Source organism: Streptomyces sp. NPDC091282 (genome assembly GCF_044757385.1).
In the GTDB taxonomy this organism is placed as follows: Bacteria; Actinomycetota; Actinomycetes; order Streptomycetales; family Streptomycetaceae; genus Streptomyces; species Streptomyces gramineus.
This window is the reverse complement of sequence record NZ_JBIVUX010000001.1, coordinates 548,616-567,032: the sequence shown is the minus strand read 5'-3', so window position 1 is coordinate 567,032 and position 18,417 is coordinate 548,616. Positions and strand designations below refer to the sequence as shown.

At 72.6% G+C, this 18,417-nt stretch carries 18 protein-coding genes; 10 read left to right on the top strand and 8 right to left on the bottom strand.

All coding sequences use genetic code 11. From position 1 onward, the window contains the following. Nucleotides 1-32: 32 nt before the first annotated feature. A complete protein-coding gene (locus ACIQOE_RS02620) occupies nt 33-1,538 on the top strand; it encodes an HtaA domain-containing protein (protein ID WP_401409147.1) in 1,506 nt (501 codons plus the stop codon). A gap of 73 nt (nt 1,539-1,611) precedes the next feature. Then, complete coding sequence (locus ACIQOE_RS02615; RefSeq protein WP_401409144.1) at nt 1,612-2,280, top strand: PhzF family phenazine biosynthesis protein; 669 nt, start codon at nt 1,612-1,614, stop codon at nt 2,278-2,280. On the opposite strand, the gene ACIQOE_RS02610 is transcribed toward ACIQOE_RS02615, so the two are convergent. The 3 genes from ACIQOE_RS02610 to ACIQOE_RS02600 all read right to left on the bottom strand — a co-directional run bounded on the left by ACIQOE_RS02610 (nt 2,273) and on the right by ACIQOE_RS02600 (nt 4,363). Beyond that, complete coding sequence (locus ACIQOE_RS02610; RefSeq protein WP_365561815.1) at nt 2,273-2,455, bottom strand: hypothetical protein; 183 nt, start codon at nt 2,453-2,455, stop codon at nt 2,273-2,275. The genes ACIQOE_RS02615 and ACIQOE_RS02610 overlap by 8 nt on opposite strands. 71 nt (nt 2,456-2,526) lie before the next feature. Further along, the gene (gene npdG, locus ACIQOE_RS02605; protein ID WP_351325657.1) at nt 2,527-3,246 is read right to left on the bottom strand and encodes an NADPH-dependent F420 reductase; all 720 of its coding nucleotides are present in this window, start codon (nt 3,244-3,246) and stop codon (nt 2,527-2,529) included. Between the two features lie 37 nt (nt 3,247-3,283). Continuing rightward, nucleotides 3,284-4,363: an exo-alpha-sialidase gene (locus tag ACIQOE_RS02600; protein WP_401409140.1), complete on the bottom strand. Its 1,080-nt coding sequence runs from the start codon at nt 4,361-4,363 to the stop codon at nt 3,284-3,286. A gap of 80 nt (nt 4,364-4,443) precedes the next feature. Here ACIQOE_RS02600 and ACIQOE_RS02595 point away from each other — a divergent pair, with 80 nt between their 5' ends. Then, the gene (locus tag ACIQOE_RS02595) at nt 4,444-5,043 is read left to right on the top strand and encodes a hypothetical protein (RefSeq protein WP_351325661.1); all 600 of its coding nucleotides are present in this window, start codon (nt 4,444-4,446) and stop codon (nt 5,041-5,043) included. A gap of 118 nt (nt 5,044-5,161) precedes the next feature. After that, a complete protein-coding gene (locus ACIQOE_RS02590; protein ID WP_401409136.1) occupies nt 5,162-6,430 on the top strand; it encodes an MFS transporter in 1,269 nt (422 codons plus the stop codon). Here the strand turns inward: ACIQOE_RS02590 and ACIQOE_RS02585 are convergent, their stop codons facing one another. Next, complete coding sequence (locus tag ACIQOE_RS02585) at nt 6,431-6,664, bottom strand: hypothetical protein (protein ID WP_351325663.1); 234 nt, start codon at nt 6,662-6,664, stop codon at nt 6,431-6,433. It lies immediately after the preceding gene. 58 nt (nt 6,665-6,722) lie between these two features. Between ACIQOE_RS02585 and map the strand changes: the two genes are divergently transcribed. Beyond that, nucleotides 6,723-7,580 carry a type I methionyl aminopeptidase gene (map, locus tag ACIQOE_RS02580; RefSeq protein WP_362639514.1) on the top strand — a complete coding sequence of 286 codons (858 nt, stop codon included), beginning with the start codon at nt 6,723-6,725 and terminating at the stop codon, nt 7,578-7,580. A gap of 145 nt (nt 7,581-7,725) precedes the next feature. After that, the gene (locus tag ACIQOE_RS02575) at nt 7,726-8,373 is read left to right on the top strand and encodes a biliverdin-producing heme oxygenase (RefSeq protein WP_351325666.1); all 648 of its coding nucleotides are present in this window, start codon (nt 7,726-7,728) and stop codon (nt 8,371-8,373) included. Nucleotides 8,374-8,376: 3 nt separating this feature from the next. Here the strand turns inward: ACIQOE_RS02575 and ACIQOE_RS02570 are convergent, their stop codons facing one another. Further along, a complete protein-coding gene (locus ACIQOE_RS02570; protein ID WP_351325668.1) occupies nt 8,377-9,177 on the bottom strand; it encodes a site-2 protease family protein in 801 nt (266 codons plus the stop codon). A gap of 136 nt (nt 9,178-9,313) precedes the next feature. On the opposite strand from ACIQOE_RS02570, the gene ACIQOE_RS02565 reads away from it, so the two are divergent. Both ACIQOE_RS02565 and ACIQOE_RS02560 read left to right on the top strand, forming a co-directional pair. After that, on the top strand, nt 9,314-9,859 hold the full coding sequence (locus tag ACIQOE_RS02565) for a Uma2 family endonuclease (protein ID WP_365561829.1): 546 nt from the start codon (nt 9,314-9,316) through the stop codon (nt 9,857-9,859). 35 nt (nt 9,860-9,894) lie between these two features. Continuing rightward, on the top strand, nt 9,895-13,161 hold the full coding sequence (locus ACIQOE_RS02560) for a BTAD domain-containing putative transcriptional regulator (protein ID WP_401409130.1): 3,267 nt from the start codon (nt 9,895-9,897) through the stop codon (nt 13,159-13,161). Nucleotides 13,162-13,186: 25 nt separating this feature from the next. Here ACIQOE_RS02560 and ACIQOE_RS02555 read toward each other — a convergent pair whose 3' ends face one another. Both ACIQOE_RS02555 and ACIQOE_RS02550 read right to left on the bottom strand, forming a co-directional pair. Further along, nucleotides 13,187-14,017, bottom strand: coding sequence for an ABC transporter permease (locus ACIQOE_RS02555; protein ID WP_351325672.1), 831 nt, complete (start codon nt 14,015-14,017; stop codon nt 13,187-13,189). Next, nucleotides 14,014-15,021, bottom strand: coding sequence for an ATP-binding cassette domain-containing protein (locus ACIQOE_RS02550; RefSeq protein ID WP_351935306.1), 1,008 nt, complete (start codon nt 15,019-15,021; stop codon nt 14,014-14,016). Before ACIQOE_RS02550 ends, ACIQOE_RS02555 begins: the two co-directional genes overlap by 4 nt. A gap of 88 nt (nt 15,022-15,109) precedes the next feature. Here ACIQOE_RS02550 and ACIQOE_RS02545 point away from each other — a divergent pair, with 88 nt between their 5' ends. Further along, a complete protein-coding gene (locus tag ACIQOE_RS02545; protein WP_401409125.1) occupies nt 15,110-15,631 on the top strand; it encodes a GNAT family N-acetyltransferase in 522 nt (173 codons plus the stop codon). Nucleotides 15,632-15,709: 78 nt separating this feature from the next. On the opposite strand, the gene panB is transcribed toward ACIQOE_RS02545, so the two are convergent. Next, on the bottom strand, nt 15,710-16,582 hold the full coding sequence (gene panB, locus ACIQOE_RS02540) for a 3-methyl-2-oxobutanoate hydroxymethyltransferase (RefSeq protein WP_351325677.1): 873 nt from the start codon (nt 16,580-16,582) through the stop codon (nt 15,710-15,712). A gap of 192 nt (nt 16,583-16,774) precedes the next feature. On the opposite strand from panB, the gene ACIQOE_RS02535 reads away from it, so the two are divergent. Next, entirely contained in the window at nt 16,775-18,373 is a 1,599-nt protein-coding gene (locus ACIQOE_RS02535) for an MFS transporter (RefSeq protein ID WP_365561838.1), read from the top strand. The last annotated feature ends 44 nt before the right edge of the window (nt 18,374-18,417 follow it).

The following is an 18,417-nucleotide window of genomic DNA, read 5'->3' as shown; positions in this document are numbered from 1 at the left end:
CACCGGCACCCGGACCATCCATGAGGAGCCACATGCCCGCCACCCCACGCACCGCCGCCTCCAGAAAGCTCGCCCTCGCCGCCGCCGTCGCGGTCACCCTGGGGGCCGGCGCGCTCACCGCGGCGACCACCGCGTCCGCCGCCGAAGTACCGCTCAGCGGCTACGAGTTGACCTGGGGCATCAAGCAGTCGTACCGCACCTACGTGACCACCTACGCGGCCGGCACCTTCACCGCGGCGGACGGCGCGAGCCAGGCCGACGGCAACGGCGCCTTCACCTTCACCGGCGGCAGCGGCAGTTACGACTCCGACGCGCACACCCTGGACCTCGGCTTCCGGGGCAGCCTGCACATCGTCTCCCAGGCGCACGGCTTCGACCTGACGCTCTCCGACGTGAAGTTCGACAGCGGCGCGGCGGAGATCACCGCGGACGTGACCCGGAACGGCACGACCACCGACGACGTGCCGCTCGCCACGGTCGCCGTCACCCGCGCGATGACGGACATGACGACCACCCTCACCCCGCAGGCCGCGGACGTCCTCGGCAGCGCCGGTTACGCGGGCGCGGCCGGCGACCCGCTCACCGTCGTCCAGCGGACCACCGGCTCGCCGACCCCGACGCCCTCCGCGTCCACGCCGCCGGCGTCCCAGAGCCCGGCCCCGACCGGCTCGGCCTCCGCGTCCCCCTCGGCCTCCGCCTCGGCGTCCGCGTCCGCCTCGGCGTCCGCCTCCCCGTCGCCGTCCGACCCGGAGTCCGAGCAGCCCCCGGCCGAGGGCGACATCGCCGACGGCACCCTCACCTGGGGCGTCAAGGAGTCCTTCCGCACCTACGTGGTCGGCGGCGTCGCCCGGGGCCGTATCACCGCCTCCGACGGAGCGACCCAGGCCGCAGGGAACGGCGTCTTCACCTTCGCCGACGCGACCGGCAGCTACGACACCGACGCCGGCACCCTCTCCGCCGCCTTCGACGGCGCGGTCAACTTCAAGGGCCACGAGACGAACGGCACGTACGGCCTCGACCTGACCCTCAGCAACATCCGGGCGACGATCGACGGCGGCAAGGGCGAACTGACCGCCGACGTGACCAGCCTCGGCACCACCACGAAGAACGTGGAACTGGCCGACCTCAAGGCGGACTCAGCCGACCTGACACCCGAGGACGACGTGATCGGCCTCGACGACGTCGCCGCCACCCTCACCGAGGCCGGCGCCAAGGCCTTCAGCGGCTACTACACCGCGGGCGCCGCACTCGACCCGGTCGACCTCACCGTCGCCCTCACCGACGACGCCCAGCTTCCCCCGGGCGGCGGCGACGGCGGCTCCACCACCGCTCCGGCCGGAACCGCCACCGACGGCACGGGCACGACGAGCGGCGGTGTCACCGGCTCCACCACCGGCGACACCGGCGGCACGGGCGGCAGCCTCGCCGCCACCGGCTCGGGCCTGCCGGCCGCCGCCCTCGGCACGGCCGCCGCGGTCACGGTGGCGGCCGGCGCGGGCGTGGTCCTCGCGATGCGCAGGCGCCGCACCGAGGCGTGACACCCCCGAGGCGGCGGCCGGACGCCCTCCGTCCCGGACGACCCGGCCGCCGCCGCAGTGCTTCAATGCCGGAGTGACTGATTACGACGTGCTGCGTGTCTTCTGCGCGGCGAACGGCGGGTACGGCAACGAACTGGGCGTCGTCCGGGACGGCTCGCTGCTGCCCGGCCGGGAGGACCGGCAGGCGCTGGCCGCCAAACTCGGGTTCAGCGAGACGGTGTTCGTCGACGACCCCGAGCGCGGGGTCGTCGACATCTACACCCCCACCCTGCGGCTGCCCTTCGCCGGCCACCCCTGCGTCGGCACGGCCTGGCTCCTGGACGTGCCCGAACTGGTCACCCCCGCAGGCGTGGTCGGCGCCCGGCTGGACGGGGAGTTCAGCTGGATCGAGGCGCGCCCGGAGTGGGCCCCGCCGCGCACGCTGCGCCAGTACGCCACGGCCGCCGAGGTGGACGCCCTGACGGTGCCGGAGCCCGGGGACTGGGTGTACGCCTGGGCGTGGGAGGACGAGTCGGCCGGGCGGGTGCGGGCCCGCGCCTTCCCCGGACGCGGCGACGGCATCGACGAGGACGAGGCGACCGGCGCCGCGGCGCTGCTGCTCACCGACCGGCTGGGCCGCGCCCTGAACATCACCCAGGGCTGGGGCTCGCAGATCCTGACCGCCCCGCAGCCGCACGGCTGGGTGGAGATCGGCGGGCGGGTCCTCCTGGAGGGCGCCGAACGCCGGCCGGACCTCAGCTAGCGGCCGGCTTGTCCGCGCGCCCGCGCCGCACGTAGTACCAGGCCATGTTCGACGAGAGCCCCGTCAGCAGCACCCAGACGACGCCGATCGGCCAGCTGCCCTGGACGAAGGAGACGACGGCGGCGACGACCGCGAGGACGCAGACGACCAGGGAGTAGAGGGCGAGGCGGGGCATGGCGCGGTCACTTTCGGGATCGGTCGGCCGGGGGACACCGGTGGGGGCAGCCACCAGTGTCCCCCATCCGCTCAGACGTCCGTGACGCGGAGCCCGGCGTGGGCCTTGTAGCGGCGGTTGACCGAGATCAGGTTCGCGACCAGCGACTCCACCTGGTGGGCGTTGCGCAGCCGTCCCGCGAAGACGCCCCGCATCCCCGGGATGCGCCCGGCCAGCGCCTGCACGGTCTCCACGTCCGCGCGCGCCTCGCCCAGCACCATCACGTCGGTGTCGATCTGCTCGATCTCCGGGTCCTGGAGCAGCACCGCCGACAGGTGGTGGAAGGCCGCCGTGACCCGGGAGTCCGGCAGCAGCGCCGCGGCCTGCTCCGCCGCGCTGCCCTCCTCCGGCTTGAGCGCGTAGGCACCCTGCTTGTCGAAGCCGAGCGGGTTGACGCAGTCCACGACCAGCTTCCCGGCCAGGTCCGCGCGCAGCGACTCCAGCGTCTTGCCGTGGCCCTCCCACGGCACGGCGACGATCACGAGGTCGCTGCGGCGCGCGCACTCGGCGTTGTCGGCGCCCTCGACACCGTGGCCGAGCTCGTCGGCCGCGGCCTGCGCACGCTCGGCGGCCCGGGAGCCGATGATCACCTTCTGGCCTGCCCGCGCCAGCCGGTAGGCGAGGCCCTTGCCCTGCGGGCCGGTGCCGCCGAGTACACCCACGACCAGGCCTGAGACGTCGGGCAGGTCCCAGGGATCCTTGGCGGGAGCCTTCTGGGCCGCCGGCTGCTGTGCACTGTCGGAAGAGGTCATGGGCCGACTCTACGTCCGTGCGGGCGGCCGTACCCGGTCAGGTGAGCCGGTTCACGGGCACCCGCCGGAAGGTGATCGTCTCGTACGCCCCGAAGTCCCCCGTCTCGTACAGGAGTCCGACGGTGGCCCGGTCGATCCGCGCCAGGTCGGAGTAGGCGGCGGGCAGGCCGTCGAGCGGGTACACCGGACGCCAGGTGGTCCCGTCGTCACCGGACGTCCGGATCGTCATCAGGGCGCGGGCGTTCGGGTCGGCCGGGCCCGCGTACAGCAGCACGTCCGGGTCCCGCAGCTGGAGCACCGAGGCCTCGCAGACCGGCGCGATGAGCCCGGCCTGCGGCCGGAACGGCTTCACCAGCGTCCGCCCGCCGTCCGCCGAGTACGCGTCTGCCCGGTTCCCCGGCGACGGCGAGTCGTTGCGGGTGTTGAAGTAGACCCGGCCGTCGGGGAGTTCGGCGGCGGTGGTCTCGTTGACGTTGACGTACCCGTCGGTGTTCTCGTCGAGGTAGCCGAGGTACCAGGTCTCGCCCCGGTCGTCGCTGAGCAGGCAGTGGCCGCTGTTGTACCTGGCCTCCGTGCCGGTGTCGGTCCCGGTGGGCGGCAGCGTGTGGTTCGCGGCCACCACGACGCGCCCGGTGCTCAGTTGGAGGGCGTGTCCGGGCGTGGTCGCGTACCAGCGCCAGCCGGGCTCCTTCACCGTCCCGGTGATCTCCGTCGGGCCGGACCACGTCACCCCGTCGTCGTCGCTGTGCTGTACCCACACCCGGCGCCCGTCCGCGTCCGGCACCTGCCCGCGCAGGATGGCGTCCTCGGTGGCAGAAGCGGCGTTGCGGACGTGCACGAGCAGGATCCGGCCGGTGTCCAGCACCACGGGGGCCGGGTTCCCGGCCAGGTCGGGGCCGTTGTCCGCGGCGACCTGGAGCGCTCCCCAGGTGCGCCCGCCGTCGGTGGACCTCTTCAGCACCACGTCGATGTGCCCGTGGTCGGCGGCGGAGTCGGCCCTCCCCTCGCAGAAGGCGAGCACGGTGCCCGCCCCGGAGACCACCACGGCCGGGATCCGGAAACTGGCGTAGCCCTCGGTGCCCGCGCGAAAGGGAATGCTTGCTTCTACGTCACTCATGGGCCGCCTTCTCCCCGGGCCGGGCGAATTCGCGGTGAACTCCGCGTCACGACTGACCGATTGCGGCAGTATGCGGGGACATGGACGCCGTACGGGTCGCGCTGCTGCGCGAAGTGTTCGCCGGGACCGAGTGGTTGGGGGCGACCCGCAGGTTCGCGGGCGCGCTGCGGGGCTCGGTGGTGACGCACGGCGGCGGACTCCTGCTGCTCGGCACCCCGGAGTACGAGCCGTGGCATCTCGCCGCCCACCTGGTGGACGAGGCCGCGTGGTCCGGTACGCCGGAACTGGCCCCGACCCTGGTACGGCACGGCGCCCGCCCCACGGACCCCGCGCACCTCGCGGTCGGCCCCGGCCGGATCGGGGCGGCCCGCCGGGGCGAGACGCTGCTGGTGGTGGCGCCGGGTGTCTCGGAGCCGCTCCTCGACCACGTGCACACCGCCCGCCGGGCCGGGGTGACGGTGCTGGCCCTGTCGGCCGCGCCCGACGACGCGCTGACGGCGATGGCCCACGAGACGCTCACCGTCCCAAAGGACGCGGAACTCGACCTGGACACCGTCCAGCACCTGGTCAGCGCGGCGACGGGGGAGAACGGCCCGTCGCCCAGGGGCCGCCGCCGCTTCAGGGACCGCCTCTCACGCCTGGCCGAGACCCTGACGGCACCGCCCCCGACCCCCTGGTGACGGCCCGCCCACCGGACTGGCGTCCCGCCCGCCGGACGTGACGGCCCGCCCTCCCGACCGCCCGGCCGGGAGAAAAAGCAGTTGAGGCGGCACCGGTGCGCGTTCAGCATGGGTCGGCGTGACCGTGCTTCCCGACCTCGCCCCCTGGCGGGCCTCCGCCGACTTCCGCCGCCTGTGGGCCTCCGGCCTGATCAGCAACTTCGGGACCTTCCTGACGTTCGTGGCGCTCCCGGTGCAGATCAAGGACCTCACCGGGAGCGCGACCGCCGTCGGGGCCATCGGCGCGGTGGAACTGCTCCCGCTCGTCCTCTTCGGCCTCTACGGCGGCGCCCTCGCCGACGCCCTCGACAAACGCCTGCTCATCCTGTGGACCGAGGCCGGGCAGGGCCTGCTCAGCGCGGCCCTGCTGGCCAACGCCCTGCTGCCGCACCCGGCGGTCTGGCCGCTGTACGCCGTCGCCGCGTTCTCCGCCGCGATGGGCGCGGTCCAGCGCCCGGCCCTCGACTCGCTCTGGCCGCGGATCGTCGCCCACGACGACCTGCCGGCCGCGGCCGCCCTCAACTCGTTCCGCTGGACGGTCGGCGGCGTCGCGGGACCCGCGGTCGCCGGCCTGGTGGTGGCCTACGCGGGCCTCGGCTGGGCGTACGGCGCGGACCTGGTCACGTTCGCCGTCTCGGTCGTCCTGATCGTGCCGATCGCCGCGTCCCCCGCCGCCCACGAGGCCGTCAAGCCCTCCCTGCGCTCCATCGCGGAGGGCGCCCGCTACGCCTGGAGCCGCAAGGAACTCCTCGGCACCTACGCCGTGGACCTCGCGGCGATGTTCCTGGCCATGCCGCTGGCCGTGCTGCCGTTCCTGGCCGACGAACTGGACGCGAAGTGGTCGCTCGGACTGATGTACGCGGCGATCCCGGCCGGTGCCCTCCTCGTGAGCCTGGTCAGCGGCTGGACCGGGCGGGTGCGCCGGCACGGGCGGATGGTGGTGCTCTCCGCCGGGCTGTGGGGCCTGGCGATCGCCGCCGCCGGCGCCGTGCGCGACGTCTGGCTGGTGCTGCTCCTGCTGGCCGTCGCGGGCGGCTGCGACATGATCAGCGGCATCTTCCGGGGCGCCATGTGGAACCAGACGATCCCCGACGAACTGCGCGGCCGGCTCGCCGGGATCGAGCTGCTGTCGTACTCGGTGGGCCCGACCGTCGGCCAGGTCCGGGCCGGTGGCATGGCCGGTCGGCTCGGCGTACGGGCCTCCGTCGGCGTGGGCGGTCTGCTGTGCACGGGTGCGGTCGGCCTGCTGGCCCTGTGCCTGCCCGCCCTGATGGCCTACGACGCCCGGACCAACGAGCATGCCGTGCGGCTGCGCGCCCAGCGCACGGCCGCACCGACCCCCCTCTGATCAGCCCTCTTCGGAGGAGTCCCCGGCCGGCGTGTCGTGCCACCGCGGGTCGTTCTCCCACTGGAGGTTGCGCTCGCGCGCCATCTCCATCGCGTGCTCGGCCTCCTGCCGGCTGGCGTACGGGCCGAACCGGTCCTTGGCGGGGCACTCGGGCCCCTCCTCGACCTTCTTGTGCTCCAGGCAGTAGTACCACTCGCCCGGCTTGCCGACGGTCCGCTTCTTGAACAGGGCCATGACCATCTCCTTTCGCCTTCCACATGTTCCCGCATGCCCGCTGGTTAGACTCGCTGGCATGTCTGGCCAGTCGCTGCTCGTACCAGGGGAGCTCTCTCCCACCCGTTCGGTACCCGGGAACATCCGCCGTCCCGAGTACGTCGGCAAACCCGCGCCGACCCCGTACACCGGGCCCGAGGTGCAGACCCCGGAGACCGTCGAGGCGATGCGGACCGCCGGCCGTATCGCCGCGCAGGCGATGGCGGAGGCCGCGAAGATCATCGCGCCGGGGGTGACCACGGACGAGCTGGACAGGGTCGCGCACGCGTACATGTGCGACCACGGGGCCTACCCGTCCACGCTGGGCTACCGCGGCTTCCCGAAGTCCCTGTGCACCAGCCTCAACGAGGTCATCTGCCACGGCATCCCGGACTCGACGGTCCTCCAGGACGGCGACATCGTCAACCTGGACGTGACCGCGTACATCGGCGGGGTGCACGGCGACAACAACGCGACCTACCTGGTCGGGGACGTCGACGAGGAGAGCCGGCTGCTGGTCGAGCGGACCCGGGAGTCCCTGGACCGGGCGATCAAGGCGGTCAGGCCCGGCCGGCAGATCAACATCATCGGCCGGGTCATCGAGTCGTACGCCAAGCGCTTCGGGTACGGCGTGGTGCGGGACTTCACCGGCCACGGCATCAACTCGTCGTTCCACTCCGGGCTGATCGTCCCGCACTACGACAGCCCGCACGCGACGACCGTGATGCAGCCCGGGATGACCTTCACGATCGAGCCGATGCTGACCCTCGGGACGCACGAGTACGACATGTGGGACGACGGCTGGACGGTCGTCACCAAGGACCGCAGGCGGACCGCGCAGTTCGAGCACACCCTGGTGGTGACCGACACCGGCGCGGAGATCCTCACCCTGCCGTAGTCCCGCCGTCGCGCCGGGCCCGTCCTCCCCTCGGAGGGCGGGCCTTTTTCGGGTACGCTTTTCCCGACAAGGTGTCGGTAACTTTCCCGACGGGGCGTCGGCAAGGCATTGACTTAGGTAAGGCTTACCTTAGAGGATGTTGCCCATGGACTCCTTCTCGACCCTCATCCGCACCGCGTCCCACGAGCAGCACGTGGCGGCGGAGACCTCGACGTTCATGAGCGACCTGCTGGGCGGCCGGCTCGGCGTGGCCGCCTACGCGCGCTACACCGAACAGCTGTGGTTCGTGTACGACGCGCTGGAGAGCGGGGCCGCACGGCTGGCGTCGGACCCGGTGGCCGGGCCCTTCGTGCAGCCCGAGCTGTACCGGCTGGCCGCGCTGGAGCAGGACCTCGCGCATCTGCGCGGCGCCGGGTGGCGGACGGGACTCGCGGCGCTGCCGGCCACCGAGGAGTACGCGGCCCGGGTGCGGGAGTGCGCCGAGGCCTGGCCCGCGGGCTACATCGCCCACCACTACACCCGCTACCTCGGCGACCTCTCCGGCGGCCAGATCATCCGCGACCGCGCCGAGCGGACCTGGGGATTCGAGAAGAAGGGCGACGGCGTCCGCTTCTACGTCTTCGAGCAGGTCGCCAACCCCGCCGCCTTCAAGCGCGGCTATCGCGACCTCCTGGACGCGGTGGACGCCGACGACCTGGAGCGGCAGCGGATCGTCACCGAGTGCAAGCGCGCGTTCGCCCTCAACACGGAGATGTTCCGGGAACTCGGCGAGGAGTTCCCGCTCACCGCGTGAGGATCAGCCGGCCACCGAGCAGTACTCGTTCGTCCCCTGCCAGAAGCGGTACAGCTCCTGGCCGCAGTAGCGGTCGAAGTCGCCCACGCCCAGCCCCCGCAGCAGCGCGTCGATCACGTCGAAGAACGCGCTGTTGACGGACGGCACCCACAGCAGCGCGAAGACGAAGAGCAGGCCGAACGGGGCGAACGGTTCCACCTGGCGCTTGATGCCGTACGACAGCCAGGGCTCGATCACGCCGTAGCCGTCCAGGCCCGGCACCGGCAGGAAGTTCAGGATCGCGGCCGTGACCTGGAGCAGGGCGAGGAAGGCGAGGGCGTAGCGGAAGTCGCGCGGGACGCCGTCCAGGGAGTGCAGCCAGAACGGCGCAGTGCAGACGGCCGCGAACAGCACGTTCGTCAGCGGTCCCGCCGCCGAGATGAGGCTGTGCCGCCAGCGGCCGCGGATCCGGTTGCGCTCGATGAAGACCGCGCCGCCCGGCAGGCCGATCCCGCCCATGATCACGAACAGCACCGGGAGCACGATGCTCAGCAGGGCGTGCGTGTACTTCAGCGGGTTCAAGGTCAGATAGCCCTTGGCGCCCACGGTGAAGTCGCCGCTGTGCAGGGCGGTGCGCGCGTGCGCGTACTCGTGCAGGCACAGCGAGACGATCCAGGCCGCCGTCACGAACAGGAACACGGCGACGCCGGGCTGCTCGGCGAAGCCGGACCAGGTGGCCCACCCGGTGACCGCGGTGACGGCCATGATCCCGACGAAGACGGGACTGATCCGCCGGTCGCTGTGGCGGGTGGTGGTGGCGGTCATGGGCCGGGACTCCTGAGGCGCGTCGGTGGAGGCGTGCGGGGTCGACCGTACAGGTGACGGATGAAGAACGTCATACGCAGGGCTGTGGGTTCCTGGTAGTCGTTACGCTGATATCAAGTCGAACCAGGGGGTGCTCATGACGATCGCCGATGGATGGGTCGAACTGGTCCAGAACCGGATCGATGTCCCGCGGAGCGCGCGCCTCCGGCTGACGGAGAACGGTCTGACAGTGGTACCGGTGACCCAGGCGCACACGACGACAGCACGGCGCATCCAGAACCAGATCGAGGCCGGGCTGCCCGGCTGGGCGGCGGTCGGCGAGTTCTCGTTGGTCCCGCCCCGAGAGGGATACAAACCCGAACCCGATGCCGCAGCGCTGCCGCTGGACCAGGTTCACCCAGGTGAGAGCGAGATCAACGAGGCGTTGCTGCCCTTCGTCGTCGAAGTCGTCTCCCCGGAGAGCAAGAACCGGGACTACAACACCAAGCCGAGCCACTACGCACTGCGCGGCATTCCGGTGTACCTCATCGTCGACGTGCTCTCCGCGACCTGGACGCTCCTGACCCAGCCGGAGGACGGCACCTACCAGTGCACGCAGTCCGGCCCCTTCGGCAAGGAGATCACCATCCCCGTCGCCGACCGGACCCTCACCCTCGACTCCTCCCAGTTCATGCGCATCTGAAACCCGCGGGCGGCACCCGGGCGTCCCCAGGGACAATGGACCCCGTGCGCTACCGGATTCTCGGCACCACCCAGGTACTCCGCCCCGACGGCACGGCCGTCCCCGTGGGCGGGGCACGGCTGCGTGCCCTGCTGACCGTGCTGGCGCTGCGGCCCGGACGCTCCGTGCCCGCGGGGCTGCTCGTCGACGAGGTGTGGGGCGACGATCCGCCCGCGGACGCCGGCGGCGCGCTGCAGGCGCTGGTCGGCCGGCTGCGCCGCGCGCTCGGCGCGGACGCGGTGGAGTCCACCGACGGCGGCTACCGGCTCGCGGCCGCCCCCGACGACATCGACCTGCACCGCTTCGAGCGGCTCACCGGCGAGGCGCTGCACGCGCTCGCCGACGGCGACCCCGCCAAGGCGGCGGCCGTCCTCGACGACGCGCTCGCCCTGTGGCACGGACCGGCCCTGGCCGACCTGCCCGACCGCACCGCCGAGGCGGCCGGCGTCGACATCCGCCGCCTCGACGCGCTGCGCGCCCGCCACACCGCGGCCCTCGCCCTCGGCCACGCCGAACAGGCACTGCCCGAACTGGCCGCCCTGTGCGACGCCCACCCGCTGGACGAACCCCTCCAGGCGCTGCGCCTGCGCGCCCTGCACGACTGCGGCCGCACCGCTGAGGCGCTGGCCGCCTACGACGGCGTACGGCACCTGCTCGCCGACCGGCTCGGCTCCGACCCCGGCCCCGAACTGCGCGCCCTGCACGCCGAGTTGCTGGCCCCGGCGGCGGTGCCGAAGGAGCCGTCGCGGCCCGGCAACCTGCGCGCCCGGCTCACCTCCTTCGTGGGCCGCGAGAAGGACCTGGAGGTCATCAGGGGCGACCTGGCCACCGCCCGCCTGGTCACCCTGCTCGGGCCCGGCGGGGCAGGCAAGACCCGGCTCTCCCAGGAAGCCGCCGAGGCCGTGCGGCACACTGTCCGGGACGGGGTGTGGCTGGCCGAACTGGCGCCCGTCGACGACCCGGCCGACGTCCCCGAGGCCGTGCTCAGCGCCATCGGCGCCCGCGAGACCGTCCTCTACGGCGCCGGCGCGGAGGGCATGCGGGCCGCCGCCGACCGGCACGACGACCCGGTCGAACGGCTCGTCGACCACTGCTCGCGGCGCCGGATGCTGATCGTCCTCGACAACTGCGAGCACGTCGTGGACGCCGCCGCCGACCTCGCCGCCCGGCTCCTGGAGCGCTGCCCGGACCTGACGGTCCTCGCCACCAGCCGCGAACCCCTCGGTGTCCCGGGGGAGTTGCTGCGCCCTGTGGAACCGCTGCCCGATCCGGTGGCGCTGCGGCTGCTCGCCGACCGGGGCGCCGCGGCCCGGCCCGGCTTCGCCGTCGACGCCGACGAGGAGACCGCCGCGGCCTGCGCCGAGATCTGCCGCCGCCTGGACGGCCTGCCCCTCGCCATCGAACTGGCCGCCGCCCGGCTGCGGATGCTCACGCCCCGCCAGATCGCCGACCGCCTCGACGACCGCTTCCGCCTGCTCACCTCCGGCAGCCGCACGGTCCTGCCCCGCCAGCAGACGCTGCGCGCCGTCGTCGACTGGTCCTGGGACCTGCTCGACGCCGACGAACGGAGCGTGCTGGGCCGGCTCTCGGTGTTCGCGGGCGGCTGCGACCTGGCCGCCGCCGAAGCGGTCTGCGGCCCCGCCGCCCTCGACGCGCTGGCCTCCCTGGTCGACAAGTCCCTCGTCGTCGCCGCCCCTTCGGACGGGCAGGGCATGCGCTACCGGCTCCTGGAGACCGTCGCCGAATACGCCGGCGCCCGCCTCGACGAGAGCGGCGCGCGCGCCGACGCCGAACGCGGCCATCTGACGTACTACCGCGAACTAGCCCGCACCACCGACCCGTTGCTGCGCGGCACCGGCCAGCGTGCCGCCGTGGCCCGGCTGGAGCTGGAGTACGAGAACCTGCGCACCGCCATCCGGCACGCCATCGCCACCAGGGACGAGCAGGAGGCTTTGTGCCTGGCCCACTCCCTGGTCTGGTACTGGCAGTTGCGGGACAAGCGGGTCGAGACCCGCACCTGGTGCGCCGACATCATGGCGCTCGGCCCCGACCCCTTCGCCGAGCCGGTCCAGCGCGCCGAACCGGTGTGGCAGCGCCCGCACGACACCCCGCCGCCGTACTCCGGGGAAGTCCTCGTCGAGGCCCGGCGCGGCATCCACCTGGCCCACATGGCCTGCATGGACACCGAACTGGACGTCTGGCAGACACCGGCCGCGCAGGCGAAGATGCGCGCCGTCACCGAGGCCTACCAGCCCGGACTGCCGCAGACCTGCCGGGCCCCCGGCATGTTCTGGTTCTTCGCCGTGATGCTGACCGGCGGCCTGGAGCACCTGCGCACCATCGTGGACGCCGGTGTCGAGACCTGCCGGCGGACGCCCGGCTTCGAGTGGGAACTCGCCGGCGCCCTCCAGCTGCGGGCCAACGTGTTCGCCAACTTCGCGACCTCCGCCGGTGCCGCCACCCGGGACGCCGACGAGTCCCTGGAGATCTTCCGGCGCCTCGGGGACGACTGGGGCACCGCCGAGGCCTTCTCCGCGCGCGCGGAGTCTCGGGAGCGGATGGGGGAGTACCGGGAGGCCGCCACCGACTACGAGTCGGCGATCGAGCGCGCCGGACGGCTGGACGCCCGTACCCAGGTCGCGGTGCTCAACGCCCGGCTCGGCATGGCGCTGCTCGAACTGGGCGAGATCGAGCGCGGCGAGCGGCTGCTGCGCGAGGTCATCGAGAACCACGACAGCAGTCACAACGAGGCGATGCCCGCCGCCCGGCTCTTCCTCACCGTGTGGCTGCTGCTGACCGACCGGATCACCGAGGCCCGTGAGCAGCTCCGGCTGCTGCGCGATCAGTTCACGATCTCGCACTTCGTGGTCTTCGACGCGATGATCCTCATCCAGGAGGCGTGGGTGGACGCCCTCGACGGACGGCACACCGAGGCCCTGGCCAAGCTGCGCGAGGCGATGACGCACTCCGCCGACCCGCTGGCCCAGGCCGTCACCCCGCACTCCGGCTCCTCCGGCCTCACCGTCGCCGCCTTCACGCTGGCCGGCGTGGACGGCGGTGCCCGCGCCCGGGACGCCGCCCGCTGCCTGGGCGCCGCCGACGCCCTGCAGCCGGCCGGGCACATCGCCTCCGGCATGGAACGCCGGCTGCACGGCCGCGCCGAGGAGCGGGTGCGGGCCGCGCTCAGCGACGACGCCGCCTACGCGGCCGCGTACGCGGAAGGCGGTGGCCTCTCCCTCGCGGAGGCCACCGCCCTGCTCTGAGACCCGGCACCGGGCACGCCCGGGGTCAGCTCTTGGTACGGAACTTGTAGACCGCGTACGGCGCCGCCACCGCGGTGATCGCCACCGACCAGCCCAGCGTGATCCACAGGTCGTGGGCGACCGGACCGCCGATCATCAGTCCGCGCGCCGCGTCGGCGAGCGTGGACAGCGGGTTGTAGTCGGTGAAGGCCTGCAGCCAGCCCGGCATCGACTGGGTCGGCGCGAAGATCGACGAGCCGAACTGCAGCGGGAACAGCACCAGGAACCCCATCGCCTGCACGGACTGCGCGCTCTTGAGGATCACGCCCAGGGTGAGGAACACCCACATGATCGAGGAGGCGAACACCGCGGACAGGCCCACGGCGGCGAACAGCCCGGCCCAGTGCGTGATGTGGAACCCGACCAGCACGGCGACGACCATCAGCACGGCGGTCGCGAACAGCATCCGGACCAGCTCGACGGAGATCTTGGCGAACAGCACCGAGCCGCGCCCGATCGGCAGCGACCGGAACCGGTCCATCACACCGGAGTTGAAGTCCTGGCTGAACCCGGTGCCGACGCCCTGCGAGAGCGTCATGCTCATCATCGCGATCATGCCCGGGATGACGTACTGGACGTAGCCCTCCTGGCCGCCGCCCAGCGCCTGGCCGATCGAGCCGCCGAAGACGTACACGAACAGCAGCGTGAAGACGACCGGCATCAGCAGCGCGTCGAACATCGACTCGGGGTCCTGCCGGATCCACAGCAGGTTGCGGCGGATCAGGGCGCCGGTGTGCCGCACATGCCCGCGCAGCGGGATCCGGGCGTCGGCGGTGCCCGGGGCGGTGACGGCCGGGGTGGTGGTGACGGCGCTCATACGGCGACCTCCTCGCGGTCGTCGGCGGGCGTGGCGTCCTGCGGGGCACTGGCGCGGTGGCCGGTGAGCGACAGGAAGACCTCGTCCAGGCTGGGAAGTTCGGTGACGATGGAACGGATGGTGATACCGCGGGCGGTGACGGCGCCGACCACGGCGGTCAGCTGCTCGTCGCTGAGGATCGGCACCAGCAGGGTGCCGCGCTCGGCGTCCACGGTCGTGCTCGCGAGCCCGGTGATGCCCAGCTCGTCGATCATGGCGGCGAGCGGCCGCACCTGCAGCGGGTCGACCGGCTGCACGCGCAGCGTCCGTCCGCCGACCTTGGCCTTCAGCTCCTCCACCTTGCCGCCCGCGATGACCTTGCCGCGGTCCACGACGGTCAGCTCGGAGGCGAGCTGCTCGGCCTCCTCCATGTACTGGGTGGTCAGCAGCACGGTCACGCCCTCGCCGACCATCGCCTTGACCTCGTCCCACACCTCGTTGCGGGTGCGCGGGTCCAGACCCGTGGTCGGCTCGTCCAGGAACAGCACCTGGGGGTGCCCGATCATCGAGGCGGCCAGGTCCAGGCGGCGGCGCATGCCGCCGGAGTAGGTGCTCGCCGGGCGCTTGGCGGCGTCCGTCAGCGAGAACCGCTCCAGCAGCTGGTCGGCGCGGGTCCGGGCGTCCTTGCGGGACAGGTCGAGCAGCCGCCCGATCATGTACAGGTTCTCCCAGCCCGGCAGCTTCTCGTCGACCGAGGCGTACTGCCCGGTCAGGCCGATCACCCGGCGCAGCTGGCGGGGCTGGTGCAGGACGTCGTAGCCGGCGACGGTGGCCTGCCCGGCGTCCGGCTTCAGCAGGGTGGACAGGATCCGTACCAGGGTCGTCTTGCCGGCCCCGTTCGGTCCGAGGACACCCATCACGGTGCCTTCGCGGACGTCCAGATCAACTCCGTCGAGAGCCTTGGTGTCGCCGTAGTGCTTCACCAGCCCCCGTACGGTCACGGCGGTGTTGTCGATTCGCGTCATGGGAAGAACCGTGCCAGGCGCCACCGACAAACCACCGACAGGCCGCCGACACCGGCCGACAGCCCGCCGACACGGGTACCGTGCCCGCGTGACCACCCTTTCGGCCCAGACCCTCCGCACCGGGCGGCTTGACCTGCTGCCGTTGCGCGTCGGGCACGCCGGTGAGATGGCGGCGGTGCTGTCCGACCCGGCCCTGCACACCTTCACCGGCGGCTCCCCGGACAGCGCGGCGGACCTGCGTGCGCGCTACCTGCGGCTCGCGGAGGGCTCCCGGGACCCGGCCGTCGTCTGGCTGAACTGGGTGATCCGGCTGCGTGCCGAGTCCTGTCTGACGGGCTACGCGCAGGCGACTCTGACCGGTTGTGTCGCCGAGGTCGCCTGGGTGGTGGGCACCGCGTGGCAGGGCCGGGGCATCGCCACGGAGGCGGCCCGCGCCGTGGTCGGCCGGCTGGCGCGTCCGCCGGTCCGTGCCGTCGTCGCCCACATCCATCCCGGCCACCACGCGTCGGCGGCGGTCGCCGCGGCCGCCGGTCTGGTGCGCACCGACGAGGAGCACGACGGCGAGATCCGCTGGCGGCTGGCGGTGGCCCCGGGAGCGCCGACGGCGTGAGACGCGGGCCGGACGCGGACGGCCGGCCCGCCGACGGGGGATGATCGGCGGGCCGGCCCGGGTGTTGCCGCAGTGGCTCTAGTGGACGGAGTGCTCCTCCAGCGGGAACGTCCCGCCGACCACGTCCTCGGCGTAGGCGCGGGCCGCGTCGCCCATCACGGCGCGCAGGTCCGCGTACTTCTTCACGAACTTCGGCACCCGGCCCGAGGTCAGGCCCAGCATGTCGGTCCAGACCAGGACCTGCGCGTCGGTCTCGGGACCGGCGCCGATGCCGACGGTCGGGATGTGCAGCGTCCGGGTCACCTCGGCCGCCAGCTCCGCCGGGACCAGTTCGAGCACGACCGCGAAGGCGCCCGCGTCCTGGACCGACTTGGCGTCGCGCAGCAGCTGCTGGGCCGCCTCCTCGCCGCGGCCCTGCACGCGGTAGCCCATCGCGTTGACGGACTGCGGGGTCAGGCCGATGTGCGCCATCACCGGGATGCCGGACTCCACCAGCAGCCGGATCTGCTCGTGCGACCGCTCGCCGCCCTCCAGCTTGACCGCGCCGACCCCGGCCTCCTTCACCATCCGGGTCGCCGAGCGCAGCGCCTGCACCGGGCCCTCCTGGTAGGAGCCGAAGGGCAGGTCGCCGACGATGAGGGAGCGGCGGGTGCCGCGGACCACGGCCGCCGCCAGCATCGTCATCTCGTCCATGGTGACGGGTACCGTCGACTCGTACCCGAGGTGGCAGTTGCCGGCCGAGTCGCCGACCAGGAGCACCGGGATCCCGGCCTCGTCGAAGACGGAGGCCGTCATCGCGTCGTACGCGGTGAGCATGGGCCACTTCTCGCCGCGCTCCTTGGACAGCGCGATGTCGCGGACCGTGATGCGGCGGGTGCCCTTGCCTCCGTACAGCGTCCTGCTGCCGTCGGAGGGGCTGTTCTGCGGCTGGGCAGCGGAGAGCTGCGTCATGTGAACGGCTCCTTCACGTCATCTCGAGGCACCCTCACGGTGTCCCCGGACCGGTTCCATGGTGGCACTTCGTGCCGTCCGCGGCCAGAGGACCCCCGTGTGATCCCTCGGTCACCCGTCCTGAGTAAGGCCTCGGTAAAGGAATTCAGATACGAGACGGTGCCGTATTGAAATGGCCCTAGGCTCGTCGGCATGACAACACCTGCCGACCACGCTCCAACCGGCCCGCGCATACCCGAGGAGGTGCACCGGCGCCGCTGGGCGATCCTCGGCGCGCTCATGCTGAGCCTGCTGATCGTGGTGCTCGACAACTCGATCCTGAACGTCGCCATCAAGACCATCTCCACCCCCGCGCCGACCGGCCTCGGCGCCACCCAGAGCCAGCTGGAGTGGGCGATCAACGCCTACACCCTGGTCTTCGCCGGCCTGCTGTTCACCGCCGGCCTCATCGGCGACCGGCTCGGCCGCAAGAAGGTGCTGATCGGCGGCCTTCTCGTGTTCGGCGTCGGCTCCGCGCTGGCCGCCGAGTCCGGCTCCCCGGGCCAGCTGATCGCCTACCGGGCGCTGATGGCGCTCGGCGCCGCCTTCGTGATGCCCGCCACCCTCGCCGTCCTGATGAACGTCTTCGAGCGTCAGGAGCAGCCCAAGGCCATCGGCATCTGGGCCGGCGGCGTCGGCCTCGCCATCGCGATCGGCCCGATCACCGGCGGTGTGCTGCTCGACCACTTCTGGTGGGGCTCGGTCTTCCTCGTCAACGTGCCGATCGTGATCGTCGCGCTCGCGCTGATGCTGTGGCTGGTGCCCGACTCGCGCGACCCGCGTCCCGGCCGCCTGGACCCCGTCGGCGTGGTGCTCTCCGTCGTCGGCCTGGTCCTGCTGGTCTACGGCATCATCAAGGGCGGCGAACTCGCCGACTTCACCGACGCCAAGGCGCTCGCCACCATGATCGCCGGTGCCGTGGTGCTCGCCGGCTTCGTGGTCTACGAGATGCGCAGCGACCACCCCTCCCTGGACGTCACCTACTTCAAGAACAAGGTGTTCTCGTCCGCCATGGCCGCCATCGCGCTGGTCTTCTTCGCGCTGATGGGCGTCACCTTCTTCTCGGTCTTCTACACCCAGAGCGTGCGCGGCTACTCGCCGCTGCAGTCCGGCCTGCTGCTGCTCCCGCTGGCCGTCGCCCAGCTGATCTTCGCGCCGCGCGCCCGGCTGGTCGTGGACCGGATCGGCAACAAGGCCACCACCACCGCGGGCCTGGTCCTGATCGCGGCGATGCTCGGCATGTTCGCCACCTTCGAGGTCGACACCCCGATCTGGCTCCTGGAGGTCGTCTTCTTCCTCATGGGCACCGGCATGGCGCACATCATGACGCCCACCTCGGTCGTCATCATGCAGGCCCTGCCCCGCGAGAAGGCCGGTTCCGCCTCCGCGCTCAGCAACACCTTCCGCCAGGTCGGCGGCGCCCTCGGCATCGCCGTCCTCGGCTCGGTCCTGTCGACGTCGTACCGCAACGGCATCGAGGACAAGCTCGGCGCGCTGCCGCCCGGCCTGCGCGACACCGCCGGCGAGTCCATCGAGGCCACGCTGGGCGTCGCCGACAAGCTCGGGGCGCAGGGCAGGTCCCTGGTCACGCCCGCCAACGACGCCTTCCTGCACGCCATGCACATGACCGCCCTGTGCGGTGTGGGCGTCGCGCTGATCGGCGCCGTGGTCACGGCCCTCTTCCTGCCGGGCAAGCCGCCGGCCGGTCAGCAGGGCGAGAGGGAACAGGAGTTGGTGGCCGCCGGGGAGTGAGCCGGCGCACGATACGGCGGGGGTCCACGGGGGGAGGCTTGGCT

Excerpts from the sequence above, each read along its gene's own strand:
- ACIQOE_RS02620 (WP_401409147.1), top strand. The coding sequence starts at position 33 with ATGCCCGCCACCCCACGCACCGCCGCCTCCAGAAAGCTCGCCCTCGCC.
- ACIQOE_RS02550 (WP_351935306.1), bottom strand. The coding sequence starts at position 15,021 with ATGACGCGAATCGACAACACCGCCGTGACCGTACGGGGGCTGGTGAAG.
- ACIQOE_RS02560 (WP_401409130.1), top strand. The coding sequence starts at position 9,895 with ATGGACCCCGTGCGCTACCGGATTCTCGGCACCACCCAGGTACTCCGC.
- ACIQOE_RS02585 (WP_351325663.1), bottom strand. The coding sequence starts at position 6,664 with ATGGCCCTGTTCAAGAAGCGGACCGTCGGCAAGCCGGGCGAGTGGTAC.
- npdG (WP_351325657.1), bottom strand. The coding sequence starts at position 3,246 with ATGACCTCTTCCGACAGTGCACAGCAGCCGGCGGCCCAGAAGGCTCCC.
- ACIQOE_RS02565 (WP_365561829.1), top strand. The coding sequence starts at position 9,314 with ATGACGATCGCCGATGGATGGGTCGAACTGGTCCAGAACCGGATCGAT.
- ACIQOE_RS02570 (WP_351325668.1), bottom strand. The coding sequence starts at position 9,177 with ATGACCGCCACCACCACCCGCCACAGCGACCGGCGGATCAGTCCCGTC.
- map (WP_362639514.1), top strand. The coding sequence starts at position 6,723 with ATGTCTGGCCAGTCGCTGCTCGTACCAGGGGAGCTCTCTCCCACCCGT.
- ACIQOE_RS02575 (WP_351325666.1), top strand. The coding sequence starts at position 7,726 with ATGGACTCCTTCTCGACCCTCATCCGCACCGCGTCCCACGAGCAGCAC.
- ACIQOE_RS02555 (WP_351325672.1), bottom strand. The coding sequence starts at position 14,017 with ATGAGCGCCGTCACCACCACCCCGGCCGTCACCGCCCCGGGCACCGCC.
- ACIQOE_RS02610 (WP_365561815.1), bottom strand. The coding sequence starts at position 2,455 with ATGCCCCGCCTCGCCCTCTACTCCCTGGTCGTCTGCGTCCTCGCGGTC.
- ACIQOE_RS02535 (WP_365561838.1), top strand. The coding sequence starts at position 16,775 with ATGACAACACCTGCCGACCACGCTCCAACCGGCCCGCGCATACCCGAG.
- ACIQOE_RS02595 (WP_351325661.1), top strand. The coding sequence starts at position 4,444 with ATGGACGCCGTACGGGTCGCGCTGCTGCGCGAAGTGTTCGCCGGGACC.
- ACIQOE_RS02600 (WP_401409140.1), bottom strand. The coding sequence starts at position 4,363 with ATGAGTGACGTAGAAGCAAGCATTCCCTTTCGCGCGGGCACCGAGGGC.
- panB (WP_351325677.1), bottom strand. The coding sequence starts at position 16,582 with ATGACGCAGCTCTCCGCTGCCCAGCCGCAGAACAGCCCCTCCGACGGC.